Origin of the sequence: Microcoleus sp. CZ3-B2 (assembly GCF_036705055.1) — a bacterium.
Lineage (GTDB): Bacteria > Cyanobacteriota > Cyanobacteriia > Cyanobacteriales > Microcoleaceae > Microcoleus.
Genome location: NZ_JAUBTN010000086.1, coordinates 1 through 20,476 on the forward strand (window position 1 = coordinate 1; position 20,476 = coordinate 20,476).

Sequence of the window (20,476 nt, forward strand, 5' to 3'; positions counted from 1 at the left end):
CAGAATCAATTTTTCTTTGAGAAATCTTCTGAACTCCCCTTGACAACTGGCATACAAGCTTAACTTGTTACCAATGATACATGACTGTTGACTGTTGACTGTTGACTGTTGACTGTTGATTGTTGACTGTTGACTGTTGACTGCTGACTGTTGACTGTTAAATTAAGAGGGCGGGCCCGCACCATCCACCGCCCCTACTGACTGCTGACTCGATTTTATGATTCCGATGCAACCGGAAACGATATCAATTCTATTGAGCATCAATAATAGAACTGGCGCAGCGATCGTTTAATGTCGCCGTCAGTGGTAGCATTACACGATTGGTGCGCCAGTTATAGCACAATTCAATTGCAGGCTTTCGGGAGTGCCGGCGCGGGGAAAGTTAATCATCCATTCGCATCAGCTTGCGGTAAAACGTTTTAGAAAAATCGACGCTAGTACGAGTCCGCTGAAAAGTCAAAAGTACCTCAATTAAACAAGTGACAAATTCAGAGCTTTGCATCGTTACTTCATAGCTGAGTTCAGCATTGCCGTCAAACAACACCCGACAGCGGGTCAAATCGATCGGCAGCGACGAAATATTCCAACTAGCGACAAACGGCACGTCCTCGCCGCCGTCAACTTTTCGGGCCCCCTCCAAGCTTTTGAGCTTGTAGAGAGCGATAGCGTGCGGCAAAAACTTGCGCCGGGGCTCCTGACAGAAAGGAGCGTAGACTTTCACTTCTTTGTCGTCGGCTGGCTTCAGTTGAGGAAGAGACATATTTCCACATCCTGATAATTACTACTAGCAGATTAGTTGAGCTGCTCTGCAAAAACTAGCAGATATTCTAGGCTAAGCGCAAGCAAAAGCCAGCCAATTTTAAATTTTAGATACTTGGGCTTCGCGAGTTTACGAGTTTTAGATTTTAGATTTACTTGCAGCGCCCTGAATCAGCAGGCTCGAACAGGGGTTGAAAATTTGGGACAGCGAAAAACTCCTGTACGTGGCACGACAGTATCCGTTTTTGGGCGGGTCAAACCAGCAGAGGGTTTTCCTGCAAGCGTGCCAGCGTCTGCTTTCGACAAAAGCCCAGAAACTGATACAGTAAATACTTATCTATAAAATCAAAAACTATTGGTTGTTTAATCAAGTAACCTATGCAGGAGAGTTCTTGGCCAGAAAACGACGCTCGCACCGAGCTTAACTTGGAAATCCCTGATTTAGCTAGAGAAGAGCTCAATAGTTTGACCTCGAACTCGAAGGCAAGCAAAATATTTGCCATACCAGACATGGGGGACAGGGTGTTTGACGCGGAAACTTCATCAGAGATCCCGGTGGCGGTGTCTGTGCCGGGTTCTCCGTCTTTTCCTCAAAATCTTTACCGGGGAAGGCGAGCAAAAGCTGCGGTAGTGCTGACTGCGGTTTGGGGAGGGACGATCGCCCTGCACTTGATTTCCTGGGGTGCGTGGGTAGTGTGGGGGTTGACGGGGCTGCTGTGGATGCAAGCGCTGCGAGTTTTGTTTGCCGGGCCCAAACCCGCACTCCCTCCTCTTTCAGATGAAAGTCGAGAAGATTGGCCTTATGTCTCGCTGCTGGTGGCGGCGAAAAATGAGGAAGCGGTGATTGCCCGATTGGTAGAATCAATCTGCAATTTAGATTATCCGATCGACCGTTACGAACTTTGGGCGATCGACGATCGCAGCAGCGACGGTACGCCACTGGTATTGGAACAGCTAACCAAAAAATACCCGCAACTTAAAGTATTTCGCAGAGGAGTCAATGCCAGCGGCGGCAAGTCGGGAGCCCTAAATCAAGTCTTGCCGCTGACTCGCGGCGAATTTGTGGGAATATTTGACGCCGACGCGACGGTAACGCCGGATTTGCTGCGCCGAGTGCTGCCGGTATTCGATCGAGAACAAGTAGGGGCGGTGCAAGTCAGAAAAGCCATCGCCAATGCTGCGGTGAATGTGTGGACTCGCGGCCAAGAAGCAGAAATGGCTCTCGACAGTTTTTTCCAGCAGCAGCGGACTGCGATCGGCGGCATTGGAGAATTGCGCGGTAACGGCCAATTCATGCGCCGCACCGCCTTAGAAAGCTGCGGCGGCTGGAACGAGGAAACGATTACCGACGATCTAGATTTGACCCTAAGGCTGCACCTAGACCAGTGGGACATTGAATTTTTGCCTTTCCCAGCGGTGTTAGAAGAAGGAGTCACCAACGCTAGGGCTCTGTGGCACCAGCGCAATCGCTGGGCAGAAGGCGGCTATCAGCGCTATCTTGACTACTGGCAGCTTATTTTGCAAAACCGCATGGGAATCGGGAAAACTTGGGATTTATTTGGATTTTGGGTATCCCAATATTTCTTGCCCACAGTAGCGCTACCCGACTTTTTGATGTCAATTGCACTGCGCCGGATGCCTCTAGCCAGTCCCATAACTTTTATGACCCTTACCTTGTCGCTGGTGGGAATGTTTGTCGGTTTGCGTCGCACTCGCAAAGAGACGAAATTTGAGGTGAAAAGAGTTTTTGTCACCTTCCTGCAAACGCTACGGGGTACTGTGTATATGTTGCACTGGCTGCTGGTGGGGACTGTGACGGCTCGGATTGCGGTGCGTCCCAAGCGGCTAAAATGGGTCAAAACTGTCCATCAAGGGGCTGCTAAGTAAATCCATTTAATAGGGCCTAAAAGCATCGGGCATAGGGCATAGGGCATAGGGCATGGGGCATGGGGCATGGGGCATGGGGCATCGGGCCTAAAAGCATCGGGCATCGGGCCTAAAAGCATCGGGCATCGGGCCTAAAAGCATACCTCACTTTTATGAGAACCGCTATATCTCTTCTTCCTTCTTCCTTCTTCGTTTTTCCTTCTTCTGCCTGATGACTAATGACCAATGACTAATGACTAATGACCAATGACTAATGACCAATGACTAATGACTAATGACTAATGACCAATGACCAATGACTAATGACCAATGACCAATGACTAATGACCAATGACTAATGACCAATGACCAATGACTAATGACCAATGACTAATGACTAATGACCAATGACCAATGACTAATGACCAATGACTAATGACCAATGACCAATGACTAATGACCAATGACTAATGACTAATGACCAATGACCAATGACTAATGACCAATGACTAATGACCAATGACTAATGACCAATGACCAATGACTAATGACTAATGACCAATGACCAATGACTAATGACCAATGACCAATGACTAGAGAAGCCGAAGTATTTAAAATCGACTGACGGCAAGTGCAAATCGGTTGCGGAACATCTTTTTTGCGAAGGTTATATATCGCCGCCCGATCGGACAGTGAAATTTGGCAATTGATTTATCGATCGCCAAAAACACTCCAAAACCGATTAAGTAATCGGCGATGGGCGATCTGTTGCGAATAAGTAATCGGCTATACAAAAGTCTAAAAATAAAAATTAAAAGCCAGAATATTTGAGTTTTGACTTGACAAAAAACCAATTATTATCTAATAATTATGAATTGCCAATTACGGCCAATTGCTTGTTGCCAACTACCAGTCATATCGCATCCGGTCGATTCACAACGATAAAATTGGATCGCGCGTGCGGACTTGCACAGGCAATCCGGGAGCGGACTTTAGTCCGCACGCGCGAACCGTTTTTGTTACGAAGATCGACCGGAAATGATATCACCCGTTAGTGAACTACCAGACGCTGATGCGTAGCATACAGCACTGGCTTCCTGATTCATTGGGATGTGCTGTTGCTATCCGTTGAAGCAAGTAGTCTGATCTTCCCTCCACAGGCAGGAGTCCTAGTTCCTAAGACCCATACTTTTTCTGGCTACACGCTCCGTTTAGCTTGGTTTTCGCCTAGGAGGATAGTGGTCAAGATAGTGCAATTGTATCACTGATTCGCTATCGCTCAACTTGTTTCTGGTTCGTTTTCATCCCGTCACCCACCTGAGTACAGGTAGGGTGCGGGACTTCCCACTCACATTCAGTTAAAAATGGATTTGTTAGAGTATCAAGCTAAATCTTTATTCCGTCAGATGGCAATTCCGATTTTGCCATCACAACGGATTGATAATCCCGCCGACCTCAAGGGACTGAAAATTCCCTACCCAGTTGTACTCAAGTCGCAAGTGCGCGCTGGGGGACGAGGCCGGGCGGGTGGTATTAAATTTGTGGAAAATACGATCGATGCAGTTGCTGCTGCTCAAACAATTTTTAATTTGCCGATCGAGTCTGAATATCCCCAAGTCCTGCTGGCCGAAGCTAAGTACAACGCTGACCAAGAACTTTACTTGGCGGTACTCCTAGACCCCGTAGCGCGACGCCCGGTACTTCTGGGTTCGAGAGAAGGAGGTATGGATGTTGAAGGGTCGATCGACAAAATGCAGCAAGTTGCGGTAGACCAAGAATTTTCGCCATTCTACGCGCGGCGTTTGATGCTGAAAATGGGATTGCAGGGAGACTTGATTCAATCGGTGAGCGCGATCGTCGAGAAAATGTACCGACTGTTTGTCGAAAAAGATTTAGATTTAGTAGAAATCAATCCTCTCGGCATCAGTCCTACGGGAGAGGTAATGGCTTTAGACGGTAAAGTCACCGCCAATGACGATGCTTTGGGGCGGCATCCAGACTTGGCCGCACTCTCGGGTAAAAACCAAAGCAGCGGGTTCGTAGGAAACAGGAGAAATCCCCATGGGGGCGCGAGTCACAATTCTCACTCTCCGGCCCCGCACTCCGCGGAGTTTGACGCAAAATCTCAATCCCCAATCTCGAATTCCGAATCTTTGCAATTAATCGAACTAGATGGGAATATCGGGATTTTGTGCAACGGAATGGGCCTGACAATGGCAACTTTGGATGCTGTAGCCCACCAAGGAGGAAAACCAGCTAATTTTGTGAATATGGGTTCTCTAAACCGCTACGATACAGCAAATGCCCTGCGCGATCGCGCGGAATTGGCCCTGGAGTTAGTCGCTCAAAATAAAAACGTTAAGGTGATACTGGTAAATATTTTGGCCCGCGCCTCCAAAACTGAGGAAATCACCGCCGCAGTAGCCGGCTATTTGGAACGGAAAGCTCGCGCCAACCGCCACATCCAAGTTGTGCTGCGTCTGGTAGATATCGATTCTGATGCTGTAAAAAAGCGTTTGGGAGAGTTGCCGGTGCAGCTAGTTAGCAGTTTGGATCGGGCTGCGGCCGCTTCTGTAGCCTCGGCCAAGTAGCGGCAGTCGATCGGCAAAAGACGAGTGTGAAGGACTGTCAAATGGCAAAAAATGAATTTAACTCCTGAAAGCAAAGTCCTAGTACAGGGCATTACAGAATCTCCAGCGTCAACCCGCACCGCCCTGATGATGAAAGCATACGGCACTAATGTAGTCGCCGGTGTCAGTCCCGGTAAAGGCGGGCAGGAGGTGGAGGGAATTCCGATTTTTGATTTGGTAGAACAAGCCGTGGCGGCAGTGGGTAACGTTGACACTGCGGTAATTTTGGTAGACCGTTATTCGGTGCTGGATGCGGCTCAAGAAGCGATCGCCGCAGGAATTCGACAAATCGCGATCGTCACCGGGGGAGTGCCTCCTCTGGATATGGTGCGCTTAGTCAGAAAAGCAGAGGCCACCGAAACTTTGTTAATCGGGCCAAACAGTCCGGGGATTATTGTCCCCGACAAACTGCTATTGGGCACTCACCCCAAAGAATTCTACACTCCCGGTTCGATCGGGGTCATCAGCCGCAGCAGCACTTTGACTTACGAAATTGCTTTAGAACTGACTGGGGCCCGATTGGGGCAGTCGATGGCGGTTTGTATTGGCTGCGACGCGATTCTGGGTTCGTCGTTTATGCAGTGGCTGCAAATTTTGGACGAAGACGACTGTACGGAGGCGATAGTGTTGGTGGGAGAAGCGGGCGGCTGGAGCGAACAAGCTGCAGCTTCTTACATCGCTTCGGCAATAGACAAACCCGTAGTTGCTTATCTCGCCGGACACTATGTTCCCAAGGGCCCGTCTTTGGGCCACGCGGGCATTTTGATCAGTTCTCGCGCTGCAGCCCAGAAAGCCTTTGGAATTAAGGCCGATAACAAAATGGCTGCCTTTGAAGAGGCGGAAATACCCGTGGCGGCTCGGCCTTCGGAGGTTCCTAAGTTGCTTAAAAAATTGCTGAAGAAAAAATGATTGCGATCGCCCAAAATCCAATTGGCTCGATCGTTCCGAATCCAAGTCCCCATTTGCTCGTTGCTCCTTTGCTCGTTACCAGGCTCTGCCTGGTAATGCAGATAGGCGATACTCTGCCTCCTTTGCTCTGGAAACTTACAAGAGAGAAGACTGTAGGAGATGCTTAAATTATTAAATTTTCGTTTCTTACCAAAGTCCTCTGACAGGGCTCGCAGGCTGTGGTGCAGGTGCTGGTAGGGGTACGGGTGCGGGACGACGTGCCGGAGGCGGAGTTGTTGGCGGAAGGCTGGGACGAGGTGCGATCGGAGTTTCGGTGCGAGTTGTCCGAGTTGTCTCGCGCATCGACTCTTGCAGCAGGCTTTGCACGTTCCCCACCAAACCCTGAACTTTCCCAACTGTGGCCGCAAGGCTGGCAACATCTACGTAAACCTGCGGCAGAGGATACTTTTTCAGGATTTCTAGCAGCGACAGCCTACCGTCGTCGCCGGACGCCAGAATCACCGCAGCCCGCAGGGCTTTGCCACTTTCTGTGCGGCGGTGAGTCCGAATTGCTTGACCGATTTCGTCCGTAATTTTTTCTCCCGGGGTGCTGTAAACTACCCTCGCCAGAATAGCGGGCTTTAAACCGATTTCTAGACTCATCAATCCCTGCAGCACTTGTGGGTCCATTTTGGAGAACCCGATAATTTGTTTGATGGTTGGTGTCGTTGTGCCGTTTTTAGCAAAGTTTTCTAAGTCGCTGATATTTATGGTTTGTGCGATCGGGCCAAATGTCAGGACAACTTTTTCGGCCCCCAATGCTTTACTGTTGCTAGATAATATGCTGGCGCTCGATCCAACAAACAGGGCAATGGCGATCGATACAAATTTTGTTAACTTCATATTCAGTTTCAGCGATCGATTAAAATTATGCTTTCGAGATTTGTACATTATAGATGATGCAGCCGTCATATTTTACAAGGTCGCGAGTGTCAGTTAAGCCCGCCCCAGTCAGGCGCACAATCTATATCGATCTTTTGGCGCGCGATCGACTTTAAGTATAAATAACCACACTTACTAAAATATTTTTGATTCTATTAATTCTACCTTCTATAGCGGTTGTCAAGCGTGGTGAGGTATGCCCTATTCCCGGTTTGGCCTATGCCCAGCGGCACCTGATCTTTATGAGAAATGCTATACATCTCTAGCCTGCTACATCAGAGTGCCTTCAGCCTTCTACATAAATCCCTTCTAGAAGTTATGTTGAAAACCAAGCGCAAATCCAAAAAATCTAAACACAAGCACAGCGAAAAAACAACAGCACTCAGCAAAAAAGAAGTAGCCGCACAAAAACGCAAAACTTCAGAAAAGCGCAATGAATTAGTACAGGCGATCGTCATTTGCTGCCTGGTCAGCGTTGCTGTCAGCATCCCCCTGTTATTCGTAGCCCGCCCTAAGATTGCGATTGCAGGAGGCGTTGCTGTAGCTATCTTGCAGTTTTCCTACAAATACCCCCGTCAAGCTTTGTGGAGTTTTCTAATTTACCTCCCTTTTAGCGGTACAATTACTTACGCAATTGGCGGCGGGAATGCTGCATTTCAAGTAGCCAAAGATGCTTTCTACATACCCGCTCTCATCGCCCTCATTCAAAGCTGCAAAAAGAAACAGTTACCCCTGTTTATTCCGAAAGAAATGCTTTCAACCTTCAGCATCCTGTTGATGATGGCAATGCTGACTTTAATTTTTGTCAACGGGGAAATGCAGCTCAACCCGATGAAGGGCGACAAACCCATTCTGCAAGCAATTCTCGGCTTAAAAGTATTGATAGGTTACATACCGCTGATTGCTTGTACCTATTATCTGATCCGTACTAAAAAGGATTTGGTGTTTTTTGGTAGAATGCACGTAGTTTTGGCGATCGCCTGCTGTCTTCTCGGTTTGATTCAATACCTGTTGCTGCAAAGTGGCAAGTGCGCCGGCACCAGAGGCATGACCGGAGAAGAATTATATAAAGCCACGCTGCAAGCTAGATGTTTTGTCGGAGGTTCTCTGGTATTCAGTCCCGAAGTCAAGTTTATCCGCTTACCGGGAACTTTTGTAGCTCCTTGGCAGTGGGCTTGGTTTTTAATTTCTAATGCTTTTTTAACCTTTGCTTCAGCCTTTTGCGATCCTTCATTCTGGTGGCGAGTTATCGGTTTATTTGGCATGGCATTAGTATTTGCCAATGCAGTTATTTCCGGTCAAAGAGCAGCTTTAGTTATGGTTCCAGCTACCACCGCTATCCTGCTCGTTCTCACGGGTCAATTTGTTAATTTCAAACGATTTATTCCCATCGGTGCAGGATTGGCAATTCTGCTGTTTTTCGGTGCAGCAACTAATCCGGGAGTTGTCGAACAGCGGTGGGAGAGTTTTGTTGACCGCTGGAATGCTGCACCGCCCCAGCAGTTTCTGTTTAATCAGTTCGAGCAGAGCCACAATTTTATCATTGACAAACCTCTCGGTAGAGGTGTGGGACGAGCTACTAATTCAACGCGGATCTTTGGTTTCACGCAGCTAATTGAGACTTTCCAACCTAAGTTGATGTACGAACTAGGTTATCCGGGAATGATTGCTTTTCAAATCATGCTTTTACACTTAGCTTTTCTAACTTTTCGAGCTTACCGTGCTGTGAAAGACAAAAATTTGCGGAGTTACGGAGCTAGTTTTTGGGTGTTTGTGGGATTTATTACGATCAATCCTCAATACTATCCGCTGGATGTAGATCCAGTATCGGTGTATTACTGGGTTTTGGCTGGGGCGATTTTAAAGTTGCCCAAAATTGACAAACAAGTGCAGGATGAAAAACACTTGGAACTTGAGGGAGATGAGTTGGAAGTTCACCACCAATTAAAGGAGAAAAAAATTATGGCATCTACTCCAATTTGAGCAACGTTATATCGGAAACGCTCTAATATCATCTTCAGTCGAACAAATACAATCATTAAGCCAGGTTCGTAGTGCGGGCTTGAACCCGCAGCATAAAAGCGGAATTCAGTCCGCACTACGAGCCGTTTTTATTGTGTATGCCATTCCATATCCCAGCTAGAAATGCAAATTAAAACCCATTTTTTCGATTCAGATACTAATTTTTAAAGCGTTTGTCGATCGATATGTCGCGACAGCATCAAACTCTGTTTAATTCTACCAATAATTAGCTCAAACATTTTTTTTCGAGATGGATTCTTGCTACTTGGTGGCATCCCCAACTCGCAACACATCAAATTCAAGTCAGTTGCACTCATCGCCGACAATTTTTGCCTCACCTCTAATTCATGACCCTTCTTAGCTTGCAAACGCAGTTCTTCATAAACTTCTAAAACATTTCCTGCCGATAAATTAGCAGGCTTATTCACATCAGCAGCCGTAGATAACTGCGAATTTTTAGACGCAGCAGAAAGCACTCCCCGCTTAACTTGAGCCTCAATCCTGGTTAATTTTTTGGAAACCTCCCGCAAGATTTCCTTAAGTTCGCCAATTTCATCAACTAACCCCCCACTTTCTTGCTCATTAGCAGCAAAAATCTCTTTTTTAATCATTTCAGATACTCCTCACACTCGCGCCACAGTTGCTCAAACTCTCTAACTAATTCTCGTGGCAGTTCTCCCTCATTAATCGCCCGTTTCAACCCAACGCTTTCCCGAATAGTCGATTCCAAAAATCTCACTTCTATGTTATTGTCTTTGGATATCTCAGCGCAAAGTCTCTTGACTTCTCTCATGTAAAACTGAACTTCATTTGTTAGCAATCCTCCATAGGTTTTAGCTTTATTCATAAACACTGCTATCTTGGGAAACGGATAAGGTTCAATCCGTTTCTGGAGAGAGTTTAAAACTAAACTCAATCCCCTAGAACCAAAATAATCTGGGTTGACGGGAATTAATATTAAGTCGCAGCAAGAGAGTACGCTATAGGTGAGGAGACTGAAGGAAGGCGAACAGTCAAAAAGCATCAAGTCGTATTTGGGGAGATTGGGAGAGTTGGCGATTTTGCCGATGAATTGGCGGATGAAGTCTTTAACACTTTTTCCCTCAAATCCATCTAAATCCAACCAATACAATTCTTCAACTGAAGGGACAAAATGTAATTGTTCGTCAATCTGATAAATCGTGTCGAAACCAACGGGAAATTTAAAGTTTTGTCCGGCTTTTTTAAAGACTTCGAGGGCGTCGTAAATTGTGAGTCTGTGCTTGAGAGATTGTTCGTACCACTTACCAAACTTATCATCTAAATGACCTGTATTTTCGTTAAGCCCGATCGCCTCTGTGAGGGACATTTGCGGGTCTAGGTCTAACATCAAGACTTCTAAGTCGGTTCCTTGGGATATAATATTTCCTAGACTCCAAGTGACGGTGGTCTTTCCGACTCCGCCTTTGAAGTTGATTACGGCTATGGATTTAGGACTCATGGCTGGGCTTGCTTTAATTTTGCTCAAATATAAATTAAAACATATTGTGTGACTTTGTTCAGCGCGCGATCGTATACTAGGGTCACGATATGCCAATCGATCTAAAAAGGATACTTTGATAATATATCATTGACTAAGTAGAACAACCTAAAAAGACAGAATACCAAATGCCATTTAACTCCTATTTCAGAGGTTCTGGTTTGCCCAATCCTTCAAAGGGCGATCGATATATATTTTTAATCAATTCTACAATTTTGCGATAAATCTTTTTGTCTAATTTTACCCATTCATTAAAATCTGCAAAAGCAGAAGATTCAAAAATAATTCTTCTGTTCATTGCAAATCCTGTAGATCGACTTCAACTAAATTGTGCTTTTTTTTTAACATTTTCAAGAGCTTTCAACAGTTGTTTTTATTGACTTCCGATTTCAAAAGATATTCGGTTTCATCGCATTATGAAACACTTATTTCAATCTCTCTATCTCCAAAAATCGCTGGGATTTGTTCTCAAAAATTACTATCTAGTTCCCTGGCTTTTAAACGATAAACTGTTGACATCGTTTTTACCTATTTTTGATTAAGTTAAAATGATTAATATTGCCTTTAAATAGAGTAGTTTAAAGTTGACAATAAGGGCTGGAAAAATTACCAGCCCTTAATTTGTTTTAGCGTTTGACCAACTTCTTGGACAACTTCCGCAAGCGAATTGATTTCGGTGTTACTTCCACCAATTCATCCTGACCGATGTATTCCAAAGCGCGCTCCAAACTCATATCGACTGGTGCTTGCAATTGCGCCAATTCTTCACCGCCAGATGCGCGGTGGTTTGTCAACTGCTTCGACTTGCAAATATTCAGCTCCATGTCGTCATCTCGGTTGTTTTCTCCGATAATCATCCCTCTGTAAACCTTGGTTCCAGGGGTAATGAAAAATACGCCACGGTCTTCAGCATTTTTCAGTGAATAAGTAGTTGCAGTTCCTTCTTCAAAGGAAATTAATACTCCGTTGCGACGGGCGATAATTTCTCCACCGAGGGGGCGATAGTCCAGGAAGCTGTGGTTCATAATTCCAGCGCCACGAGTCAAGCGCATGAACTCGCCTCGGAATCCAATCAAACCGCGAGCGGGGACTGAAAATTCGATTTGAGTGCGGCCGGTGCTGCTGACGTGCATATCTTGCATTTCTGCTTTCCGCTGACCGAGGCGTTCGATGCAGCCGCCGACTGCTTCTTCGGGTACGTCTAACACCAAACATTCAAAGGGTTCGCAGGGACGACCGCCGACTTCGCGGAAGATTACTTGCGGTTGAGATACTTGGAATTCGTATCCTTCGCGACGCATATTTTCGATTAGGATTCCGAGGTGGAGTTCGCCACGGCCGGATACGAGGAATTTGTCGGGAGATTCGGTTTCTTCGACGCGCAGGGCGACGTTGGTTTCGAGTTCTCGCATTAGCCGATCGCGAATTTGGCGAGATGTGACCAAACTACCTTCTTGACCGCAGAACGGCGAATCGTTCACCGAGAAAGTCATCTGCAAAGTTGGTTCGTCTACCTTGATTAAAGGTAGCGCTTGCGGGTCGTTGGGACAGGTAATTGTCTCGCCAATATACGCATCTGCAAAACCGGCAACGGCGACAATATTGCCAGCCGAAGATTCTGGGATGTCAATGCGTTTGAGACCTTCAAAGCCCATCAACTTGCTAATTTTTGATTTGACAATCGCGCCGCTTTCGGTGATCAAAACTGCTTGTTGACCGATTTTAATCGTGCCGTTGTGGATGCGGCCGATGACGATGCGGCCGACGTATTCTGAGTAATCTAAGGTGGTTACTTGCAGTTGTAGTGGCTTGTTGGGGTCGCCGACTGGGGGTGGTACGTGGTCGAGGATTTCTTCAAAGAGGGGCTTCATATCTACCCCTTCGTCTTCGAGGTGTTTTTTGGCGTAACCGCTTAAGCCGGAACCGAAGAGGTAGGGAAATTCGCACTGATCGTCGTCAGCACCTAGTTCGAGGAACAGATCCAAAACTTTATCAACGGCTTTGTGGGGGTCTGCTCGATCGCGATCGATCTTGTTGACAAAGACGATCGGGCGCAGTCCCTTTTCGAGGGCTTTTTTGAGTACGAACCGGGTTTGTGGCATCGGGCCTTCGTTGGCATCTACGATCAGCAAACAGCCGTCAACCATGCCGAGAACTCGTTCGACTTCGCCGCCGAAGTCGGCGTGTCCGGGGGTATCGACGATGTTGATCAGGGTTTCTCCGTACCTGACAGCGGTGTTTTTGGACAGGATGGTAATGCCGCGCTCGCGCTCGATGTCGTTGGAGTCCATGACGCAATCTGGGATGTCTTCACCTTCGCGAAAGATTCCGGACTGTCTGAGGAGAGCGTCTACAAGGGTGGTTTTGCCGTGATCGACGTGAGCGATGATGGCTACATTGCGAATGGGAAGACTCATAAGGCGTCTGGGACGTTAAACGAATTTAACTAAAAATTTCTTAATAATTGTAGCGCATTCAGTCAAGGGACGATCGGGCTCTGCCGAATTGACATTTTGCCTGACCTACAGACGCCAGCATTATTACGGATCTTTTTTATAATAAACACCACTAGGGGCGGGGGCGATCGCCCCTGCAGACGCAACTAAAGAGCTGGCAAGCCGATCGAGCATTTACCGACTTGCCTAGAAATAAAATCCCAGCCGTGCAGTGTCCGAGGAGTGTTGCGAGCACAGGCTTAATCCAGCGTCTGCACGCCACCGCCGTTGACGAACAGCACCTGTCCGCTGACCCACTGAGATACAGGGGCAGCAAAATAGAGAACGGCTCCAGCGATGTCTTCAGGCTCGCCCAAGCGTTGGAGCGGAGTATGGGCCAGCATTCGCTCTTCGACCTCTGGAGTCAGAACCGAAGCCAAGGCCCCCGTTCTGACAGCTCCCGGGCCCACGGCATTGACGCGAATTACCGGGCCGTAGTCGAAGGCCAGGTTTGCCGTCATGTGATTGATGGCGGCTTTGGAAGCAGCGTAGGCGCTGATGGCGGGGCTTTTATTGATGGAACTCATCGACGACATATTGACGATGGAACCGTAGCCCGCCTTTTTCATGTGCGGCGCGCAGAGTTGCGACAGTCGCCACGCGCTGAAAACATTGAGTTGAAAGGGGCGCTCGAACTGCTGCTGCGAAATCTCGAACGGACTTTCTTTGCCGGCACTGCCGCCGCCAGCGTTATTGACCAGAACGTGAATGCTTCCACACTCGGCGATGGTGCGTTCCACCAGACCAATTAAATCTTCGTCACGGAGCACGTTGCACTCCACAGCCAAAGCTTTGCCGCCGCCCGCACCAATCTCATCGGCAACCTTTTGGGCGTCCGCTACTTTCAAATCGGCAATAACCACGGTGGCACCAAAATCAGCCAGCATCCGGCAACAGGCTGCACCGATGCCGTTGCCGCCGCCGGTCACGATGGCAACTTTGCCGTTCAAATCGAAAAGAGTTGTAGGCTGCATAAACTTAATTTCCTTTGATCAAATACTGGGCGACAGCTTCGTAAGCTGGTAGTGAAGTCGAATCGTTAGCGCTGTTTGCAGCGATGGGATGGGAGGCGAAACGCACGATGACCATTTCGGCTGCAGGATCAATATAGATCGTTTGTCCGTGCACGCCACGCGCGGCAAAAGCGCCGCGGGCGTTTCCGGTATGCCACCACATATCCCGATAAGACCAGCCTGGTAATTCGGGATGGCCCGATTTGGCGAAAGCGGCTTTGCTGCCGCCGCCGGCGATATCTTCGATCGCGCGGGCGGGCAAAACCTGCGTGCCTTTCCAGCGCCCCTGGTTGCGAATCAACTCGCCAAAGCGTGCCATGTCGCGCAAACCGGCGTTGTAGCCGCCACCGGCGAAGGGAGTACCTAGTTCGTCCACCGAATAGTAGCCGTCCTGTTCCATGCCGATTTTGCTCCACACGCGATCGGCCAGAAGTTCGTCCACCGACTTGCCGCTGGCGCGGGCAACCAGCCAGCCCGCTACGTCAGCGTTGGGGGTTTTATAGCCGAAGGCTTCGCCGTGGGTGCCGGCCTTTTTCACCGTTTTTAGCGCGGCGTAGTAGCCCACGGGCCCGCTGTAATCTTTGGGTTTGGGTAACGGGTTGCCGGCGCCGGAATACTCCCAGATTTCGGCTTTGGGGTTAGCGTATTCTTCGCTGAATTGCAGCGCAGTCGTCATGTCCAGCACTTGGCGCACGGTAGCGTCGCCAAAGGCGGAATCTTTGAGTTCGGGAATGTATTCGGCTACCCGCTTGTTTTCGTCCAGCTTGCCTTCGGCGACCAAAACTGCGCCCAAGGTGCCGGTGAGAGATTTCGTCACCGACATCGCGGCGTGTTTGTTGTCGGCCGCCAGCGCACCAAAGTATTTTTCATAAACGATCGAGCCTCGGTGCAAAACCAGAATGCCGTCTGTGTAGTTTTGCCACAGCGATTCTTCCCATGTCATGTCTTTCGTGGCATTCAGCGGGCGGAACGCGATCGAGTCAATTCGTGGATCGAGACGGTAAGGCAGCGGATCTGGCGCGCCCAGTCCGCGTGAAACGTTGACGGCGGGCATGAACTCGTTCATGTGCGCCACGCTCCAGCGCAGGGCGGGAAACTGGAAAAACGAGCCGTCGGCGAATTTCAACTGCTTGTCTTTGGGCGGCGGGAAACCTTGCATCCAGCCCATTGCGATCGGATCGCTTTCTCGCGCGGAAAGAAATTTGCTTTCGGTTTGAGCCGAACTCGCGAAAGAAAAGACACTCATGCCTAAAAAAACAAATAAACAAACAAATGCAGAAAGAGTAAATCCGTAATAAAAAAGCTTATTTTTACTTCGCATCAAAAGAAACCCTAAAAAATAATCAGTCAAAGCGAGGCGCATCCTGCTTTCCTCGAAAGAAACGCTGCGCCGGCAACCAAGCCGCGCGCCGCAGCCCAACTTTCTATCATAACTCACATTCGGCAATTTTTAACATACTTAAAATCTATATTCTTTACCCTACATTATCGCATACCACAATTACTCATAAATGTAAATTTTAAACTAATAGATTATAGTTTGAAAACAAATTTTATTAATTTAATGTGCGAGAAAAAATTGTATTTGATAGCCTTATTGGTCGATAGAGACAAGTACAAATAAATTGTGAATTTTTGCTCGTACCCAGGCTCTGCCTGGTAATGCAGATCGGGAGGCTCTGCCTCTCTTTACCCTAAGATTCGGAAAAAAAGACTTGCACATAAGTCACGTCATCGATACCTAAACCGCAGATTCAAGCCCGATGCAACATAGATAGATTCAGATAATTTCAGATAATTTATGATTTTTGCAAAAGGTATAGAGAAAAGTTAATTTGGTAATGTTTGATTTTTTATTGTGAGTGAGGGCGATCGGCTAAACTTGAGATTATGGAAGTGCAACCCAAAGAGATTAAGCGTTATAGAACCCATTTGACATCTTTGAATTTTTGGGTTTGGTGACGAGAAACTGGTTTCTGAGATTTACGCAAGGGGCTAGAAACCGGGTATTCTTGGAGTTTTTGGTTGCGTGACGAGAAATATAGAGAAAAACCCGGTTTCTGAGATTTACGCAGAATAGATATCAAATGGGTTCTATATCAAACAAAATGGCACAGTTCCGTTTGCCGAATGGTTTGGCTCCCTGCGAGATGTTAACGCTAAAATCTGGATTGACAAGAGGCTTGAGCGGGTTAGCAGTGGCAATTTGGGAGACTGTCGTTCAGTTGGAGAAGGAGTTTGCGAACTTAAAATCGACTATGGCGCAGGCTACCGAGTCTACTTTGGACAAGTGGATCTGCGATCGTGCTTTTGCTGTGCGGTGGGGATAAAAGAAAGGAAAGATCGAGACATTAGCAATGCTAAAGAATATTGGAGAGATTATGAAATACGCCAAAGTGCCGACCAGTGATAGTTATCATTCTTTTAAAATTTCCAATCTCAAAAATCCAAACTATTCTGCTGCTTACCTTTCTCTAATATTTGGAGAAGAGGAAGAAGGCGATTTAGAGATGGGAATAATGCTCTCAGCTATGAGAGATGTATTTGAGGCTTTGGGCGAACCAAATATGTCTGCGGAGGATGGTAATTTGCATTTAGAAAAATTAGATGCTTTGTTGTCGCCAGAAGGAAGCGCGACAATTTATGGTTTGGCCCATTGGCTGAATGCTTTGGGATTGAAATTAACGGTTGCGGTTGATGCAGGGGAGAAAAGGGAAGAGGAAGATTTTGCTGGTGGTGCTGAGTTGGCGGAATTTGGTAATATTTGAACGGGCGCTAAATTCCCAAACGTGATTTTTAAAGTTTTTTTTGATTTCAGGGGAACACTATGTCAGAAACCGAACTAGATTTAGGATCTATAGCCGCGAGAGTATTGCAGCTTGAAGAAGAGCAAGTTATTCTGAAAAAATATTTAGCCAAACTTAAGAGGCAGTTAGAGGCACAGGAACAGCGATTTAACGATCGCCCCGAACCGCAAATGCTAGAAAGTTTGACTGCTGAAATTGCGTCCCTGCAACAGCCGTGTGGTTTGGGAAATGCCGATATGTCGGTCATTTCAGAGCAGCCGATCGAACTTGACGCCGACACAGAAAAGCCAAAGTCAGACTTTCAGTATCAGTTAGTATGCGATCGTGCCAACAGTCGCGCTGTGTTGGTGGAGGCTCTATCAGTAGCAAAAGAGCGGCTGATTATTGTTTGCCCTTGGCTCAATTGTAACAGCATTAATGATGAATTGCTGCAAAAAATTAGAGAGTGTTTGAACCGAGGATGTTTGATAGATATGGGCTGGGGTTATCTGGGCGATCGGCAAATAATCGGCAAAGGATGGCGCTACAATGGTTTGGCAGATTTGCAAGAATTAGCCAGTGAATATCCAGATATATTTCGCCTCAAGTTATTGGGTACTCACGAAAACTTTTTAGTCTGCGATTCGACTTTTGCCATGTTGGGAAGTCACAATTTTCTGACTAACAGCGACGAAAGCGCAGCAAAAGAAATCGGAATTCGCACCAATGACTGCCAAATTGTCAACCAATTAATTGAGCGATTTGACAGCAGCGAAGTATTAAGTGAGGCGGAAATTGAGGGGCGGTTTGCAGCGAGTTCGGATGCGATCGATCGAGCTGATTATTTGGAAGGATTGGCGGCGGATGCTGAAAATATTGCTTTAGACGATAGCTGTGAAAATGTGGAGGATGAATCTGAGGAATGTCTGGAACCTGTTGTTAGTGTTGAGGAGTTTTGGGAGCGTTACACTCAGGGAGAAAAAAAATTTACGGGGATTAATTTAGCTGGTGCTAATCTAACTGGTAAAAACCTATCTCCTGATATCAACCTGAGTAAAGCTAATTTAAAACAAGCTAATTTAAGGGGTGTTAATTGGCAGAGGCTCAACCTCAGCGGGGCAATTTTAAACGGAGCAGATATGAGGAATGGACTTTTTTGTGGCACAAATTTTAGCGAATCTAAATTATGCGGTGTCAATCTTTCTAATGCCAATTTATCCAGTGCCAACCTCGATCGGGCTAATTTAATCAATGCCAATCTTTCTCAGGCTAATTTATATGCAGCCAATCTTTCTCAGGCTAATTTATCAAGAGCTAACCTTGCTCAGGCTAATTTACAATCGGCTAAACTAGAAAAAACCAAATTGAGTAAGGCGAGTTTAAGAGGAGCAAAGCTAGAAAATGCAAATTTTAGTGAAGCCGATTTGAACGGCGCCAACCTCAGCGGTGCTAAACTCAGTCAACAAACAAAATTCACAACTGCCAACCTCAGTCAAGCTAACTTAAGCGGGCTATACTTAAGAAAAGCAGACTTAAACAATGCTGATTTGACAAATGCAAATCTGAGTAATTCTAACCTTTTAGAAGCAAATATTGATGGAGCAAATCTCAAGGGTATTCAGCTTCAAGGGGCGATTTGCAATCAAGCAACTTTATTTCCGACTGAGTTCGATCCTGTGAAAGCTGGTGCTTATTTACTTGCTCCTTATGTATCGCTACAAAATGCCGATATAACTGATAGGGACTTAACCAATATTAAATTGATAGGAGCGGATTTACAAGGGGCTAATTTGACTTCAGCAAGATTGAGTGGTTCCGATTTGAGAGATGTTAATTTAAGTGGGGCCAAACTTCAGGGAGCAACACTGGATAGCATAAATTTGAGCAGAGCTAATTTAAGACAAGTTAACTTGAACGATGCAAGATTAGTTAGTGCCGATCTAACTACAGCAGACTTAACTGAAGCTGACTTGCGACAAGCTGAGTTAAACTCTGCAAAACTGCGTGGTGCTGACCTAATTTCAGCAGACCTCCGCGCGGCAAGGTTAAATTTTGCAGACTTATCGGGCGCTAACTTAACAAATGCAAAAATAGGAGGAGCAGAATTTCAAAATGCTACGCTCACTGGCGCAATTATGCCAGACGGATCTACTCACGAATAAAATTAGTTAAGGGGTTTGCTAAACAAAATCTATTCAAAAAGTCTCAATATACTCTGTTTCCAGAGCTAGCGGCCGAGAAGGGTTGGACTATGACAGAGATTACCACTCGATCGGGCGATCGCTACAGCACGCTGAAAAATTATGCCCGATCGCCCGCTAAGGCAATGGCTGACAAATTCGTGCTCTGCTAAAATTGGCGCGGACGTTTGATGTGCCGATCGCACAATTGTGAAATTTTGCCCAAAAGTAGCAAATGACACTTAAAATAAACCAGTACCAACCAGTTAGACCAAAACCGGCGGCATCGGAGCCCAACTAAAACAGATTTGAGAGTTGGCGGAGGAGAAATGGCGAAGTCTGGAAGAGATGATATGTACTCAGCGGCAATTGTAGCTGTGCGATCGCCCGTATCGGTCTACAATTTGTAACGTTGAGCCTTATTGAAGTGCAGGAGTGGAGCTGGCTTGGATAACGCTAGTCTGTCAAGAAAACCCCCGCAAGCCTCGGAGCTTGTCGCCGACGAAATTCCAGAAGCAGTGCGAGACCACCCATACCCAGAAGCAGGATCGAGCCAGTCCAAGAAAAAAGGGCTGATTTGGAAACTGCTAGGGTTGGCGGCATTAGCCTGTGGGGTCAGCATTTGGCTGAACCTCAACTTTAACTTTTTCCCAGCCACCAGTCAGGCAGAGCAAAGTCAAAAAAACCCAGCAGCCGCGAGTTCGCCTTCGGGATCTGTCGCGAGTCCAACTACTAGCTCAAAACCCGCAACCCCAGACAACCTGCTGGGACACTTGCCTTACCCAGAAGCACCAGCCGCAGACTTGGTAAATGTCACCTCCGACGGTGGCATCAAACTCCGCAAAGCCGCAGCAGCAAAATATCAAGAAATGGCTAACGCCGCCGCAGCATCAGGGATCTATTTCGCCCCCATATCCGGCTTTCGCTCCGTAGAAGACCAACAACACGTATTTTTTGACGTGAAAGCCGAACGCAGGCAAAACGCCACCAAGCGAGCCGAAGTCAGCGCCCCTCCTGGATATAGCGAACACCATACCGGTTACGCGATCGACATTGGCGACGGCTCCGCCCCCGAAACTAACCTCAGTCAAAGTTTTGACAATACCCAAGCATTCAAATGGCTAGAAGCCAACGCTCCCGCCTTCAGCTTTGAAATGTCTTTCCCCAAAAACAACCGCCAAGGCGTCAGTTATGAACCCTGGCACTGGCGGTTTGTGGGCGACAGGCCAAGCCTCGAAACTTTTTACAAAGCTCATTCGTTGAAAAAGTAGAAGTCAGTTGTCAGTTGACAGTTGACAGTTGTCGGGAAAATCAAGGAAGATTTTCGTAATTCCCCCCTCTCCCCCTCTCCCCCTCTCCCCCTCTCCCTCTCTCCC

At 47.1% G+C, this 20,476-nt stretch carries 17 protein-coding genes; 9 read left to right on the forward strand and 8 right to left on the reverse strand.

Features of this window, described 5'->3' with window-relative positions; translation table 11 throughout:
- Window positions 1-382: 382 nt before the first annotated feature.
- Window positions 383-760: a type IV pilus biogenesis protein EbsA gene (gene ebsA, locus QUA97_RS25755; protein ID WP_194066986.1), complete on the reverse strand. Its 378-nt coding sequence runs from the start codon at window positions 758-760 to the stop codon at window positions 383-385.
- Between the two features lie 377 nt (window positions 761-1,137).
- On the opposite strand from ebsA, the gene QUA97_RS25760 reads away from it, so the two are divergent.
- From QUA97_RS25760 to QUA97_RS25775, 4 genes are all read left to right on the forward strand, one after another.
- Window positions 1,138-2,646: a glycosyltransferase gene (locus QUA97_RS25760; protein ID WP_194066987.1), complete on the forward strand. Its 1,509-nt coding sequence runs from the start codon at window positions 1,138-1,140 to the stop codon at window positions 2,644-2,646.
- A gap of 1,343 nt (window positions 2,647-3,989) precedes the next feature.
- On the forward strand, window positions 3,990-5,216 hold the full coding sequence (locus QUA97_RS25765; RefSeq protein ID WP_194066988.1) for a succinate--CoA ligase subunit beta: 1,227 nt from the start codon (window positions 3,990-3,992) through the stop codon (window positions 5,214-5,216).
- Between the two features lie 51 nt (window positions 5,217-5,267).
- Window positions 5,268-6,164, forward strand: a complete 897-nt coding sequence (locus tag QUA97_RS25770) for a succinate--CoA ligase subunit alpha (RefSeq protein WP_194012161.1) — start codon at window positions 5,268-5,270, stop codon at window positions 6,162-6,164.
- Entirely contained in the window at window positions 6,161-6,331 is a 171-nt protein-coding gene (locus tag QUA97_RS25775) for a hypothetical protein (protein ID WP_194066989.1), read from the forward strand. Before QUA97_RS25770 ends, QUA97_RS25775 begins: the two co-directional genes overlap by 4 nt.
- Before the next feature lie 19 nt (window positions 6,332-6,350).
- Here QUA97_RS25775 and QUA97_RS25780 read toward each other — a convergent pair whose 3' ends face one another.
- A complete protein-coding gene (locus QUA97_RS25780) occupies window positions 6,351-7,046 on the reverse strand; it encodes an alpha/beta hydrolase (protein ID WP_228049882.1) in 696 nt (231 codons plus the stop codon).
- A gap of 357 nt (window positions 7,047-7,403) precedes the next feature.
- Between QUA97_RS25780 and hpsL the strand changes: the two genes are divergently transcribed.
- Window positions 7,404-9,068 (forward strand): hormogonium polysaccharide biosynthesis protein HpsL, encoded by a 1,665-nt coding sequence (hpsL, locus tag QUA97_RS25785; RefSeq protein ID WP_194066991.1) that lies wholly within the window; start codon window positions 7,404-7,406, stop codon window positions 9,066-9,068.
- A 203-nt stretch (window positions 9,069-9,271) separates the two neighbouring features.
- Here hpsL and QUA97_RS25790 read toward each other — a convergent pair whose 3' ends face one another.
- The 6 genes from QUA97_RS25790 to QUA97_RS25815 form a co-directional block, all read right to left on the reverse strand.
- Window positions 9,272-9,718, reverse strand: a complete 447-nt coding sequence (locus QUA97_RS25790; protein ID WP_194066992.1) for a hypothetical protein — start codon at window positions 9,716-9,718, stop codon at window positions 9,272-9,274.
- A complete protein-coding gene (locus QUA97_RS25795) occupies window positions 9,715-10,587 on the reverse strand; it encodes a ParA family protein (RefSeq protein WP_194066993.1) in 873 nt (290 codons plus the stop codon). Before QUA97_RS25795 ends, QUA97_RS25790 begins: the two co-directional genes overlap by 4 nt.
- Before the next feature lie 181 nt (window positions 10,588-10,768).
- A complete protein-coding gene (locus QUA97_RS25800; protein WP_194066994.1) occupies window positions 10,769-10,924 on the reverse strand; it encodes a type II toxin-antitoxin system YoeB family toxin in 156 nt (51 codons plus the stop codon).
- A 328-nt stretch (window positions 10,925-11,252) separates the two neighbouring features.
- Window positions 11,253-13,043 carry a translational GTPase TypA gene (typA, locus tag QUA97_RS25805; protein WP_194066995.1) on the reverse strand — a complete coding sequence of 597 codons (1,791 nt, stop codon included), beginning with the start codon at window positions 13,041-13,043 and terminating at the stop codon, window positions 11,253-11,255.
- Between the two features lie 278 nt (window positions 13,044-13,321).
- Window positions 13,322-14,095, reverse strand: coding sequence for a glucose 1-dehydrogenase (locus QUA97_RS25810; RefSeq protein WP_333197014.1), 774 nt, complete (start codon window positions 14,093-14,095; stop codon window positions 13,322-13,324).
- A 4-nt stretch (window positions 14,096-14,099) separates the two neighbouring features.
- The gene (locus tag QUA97_RS25815; RefSeq protein WP_333197016.1) at window positions 14,100-15,572 is read right to left on the reverse strand and encodes a serine hydrolase domain-containing protein; all 1,473 of its coding nucleotides are present in this window, start codon (window positions 15,570-15,572) and stop codon (window positions 14,100-14,102) included.
- Between the two features lie 726 nt (window positions 15,573-16,298).
- Between QUA97_RS25815 and QUA97_RS25820 the strand changes: the two genes are divergently transcribed.
- The 4 genes from QUA97_RS25820 to QUA97_RS25840 all read left to right on the forward strand — a co-directional run bounded on the left by QUA97_RS25820 (window position 16,299) and on the right by QUA97_RS25840 (window position 20,371).
- On the forward strand, window positions 16,299-16,544 hold the full coding sequence (locus tag QUA97_RS25820) for a type II toxin-antitoxin system RelE/ParE family toxin (RefSeq protein ID WP_333197022.1): 246 nt from the start codon (window positions 16,299-16,301) through the stop codon (window positions 16,542-16,544).
- Window positions 16,492-16,902: a helix-turn-helix domain-containing transcriptional regulator gene (locus tag QUA97_RS25825; RefSeq protein WP_333197018.1), complete on the forward strand. Its 411-nt coding sequence runs from the start codon at window positions 16,492-16,494 to the stop codon at window positions 16,900-16,902. The genes QUA97_RS25820 and QUA97_RS25825 overlap by 53 nt, the downstream gene beginning before the upstream one ends.
- A gap of 59 nt (window positions 16,903-16,961) precedes the next feature.
- The gene (locus QUA97_RS25830) at window positions 16,962-19,082 is read left to right on the forward strand and encodes a pentapeptide repeat-containing protein (protein WP_333197020.1); all 2,121 of its coding nucleotides are present in this window, start codon (window positions 16,962-16,964) and stop codon (window positions 19,080-19,082) included.
- A 464-nt stretch (window positions 19,083-19,546) separates the two neighbouring features.
- Entirely contained in the window at window positions 19,547-20,371 is an 825-nt protein-coding gene (locus tag QUA97_RS25840; RefSeq protein WP_194066998.1) for a M15 family metallopeptidase, read from the forward strand.
- Window positions 20,372-20,476: the final 105 nt, after the last annotated feature.

Coding starts and splice junctions, on each gene's coding strand:
- hpsL (WP_194066991.1), top strand. CDS start 7,404: ATGTTGAAAACCAAGCGCAAATCCAAAAAATCTAAACACAAGCACAGC.
- typA (WP_194066995.1), bottom strand. CDS start 13,043: ATGAGTCTTCCCATTCGCAATGTAGCCATCATCGCTCACGTCGATCAC.
- ebsA (WP_194066986.1), bottom strand. CDS start 760: ATGTCTCTTCCTCAACTGAAGCCAGCCGACGACAAAGAAGTGAAAGTC.
- QUA97_RS25780 (WP_228049882.1), bottom strand. CDS start 7,046: ATGAAGTTAACAAAATTTGTATCGATCGCCATTGCCCTGTTTGTTGGA.
- QUA97_RS25800 (WP_194066994.1), bottom strand. CDS start 10,924: ATGAACAGAAGAATTATTTTTGAATCTTCTGCTTTTGCAGATTTTAAT.
- QUA97_RS25765 (WP_194066988.1), top strand. CDS start 3,990: ATGGATTTGTTAGAGTATCAAGCTAAATCTTTATTCCGTCAGATGGCA.
- QUA97_RS25770 (WP_194012161.1), top strand. CDS start 5,268: ATGAATTTAACTCCTGAAAGCAAAGTCCTAGTACAGGGCATTACAGAA.
- QUA97_RS25760 (WP_194066987.1), top strand. CDS start 1,138: ATGCAGGAGAGTTCTTGGCCAGAAAACGACGCTCGCACCGAGCTTAAC.
- QUA97_RS25775 (WP_194066989.1), top strand. CDS start 6,161: ATGATTGCGATCGCCCAAAATCCAATTGGCTCGATCGTTCCGAATCCA.
- QUA97_RS25795 (WP_194066993.1), bottom strand. CDS start 10,587: ATGAGTCCTAAATCCATAGCCGTAATCAACTTCAAAGGCGGAGTCGGA.
- QUA97_RS25810 (WP_333197014.1), bottom strand. CDS start 14,095: ATGCAGCCTACAACTCTTTTCGATTTGAACGGCAAAGTTGCCATCGTG.
- QUA97_RS25830 (WP_333197020.1), top strand. CDS start 16,962: ATGTCAGAAACCGAACTAGATTTAGGATCTATAGCCGCGAGAGTATTG.
- QUA97_RS25825 (WP_333197018.1), top strand. CDS start 16,492: ATGCTAAAGAATATTGGAGAGATTATGAAATACGCCAAAGTGCCGACC.
- QUA97_RS25790 (WP_194066992.1), bottom strand. CDS start 9,718: ATGATTAAAAAAGAGATTTTTGCTGCTAATGAGCAAGAAAGTGGGGGG.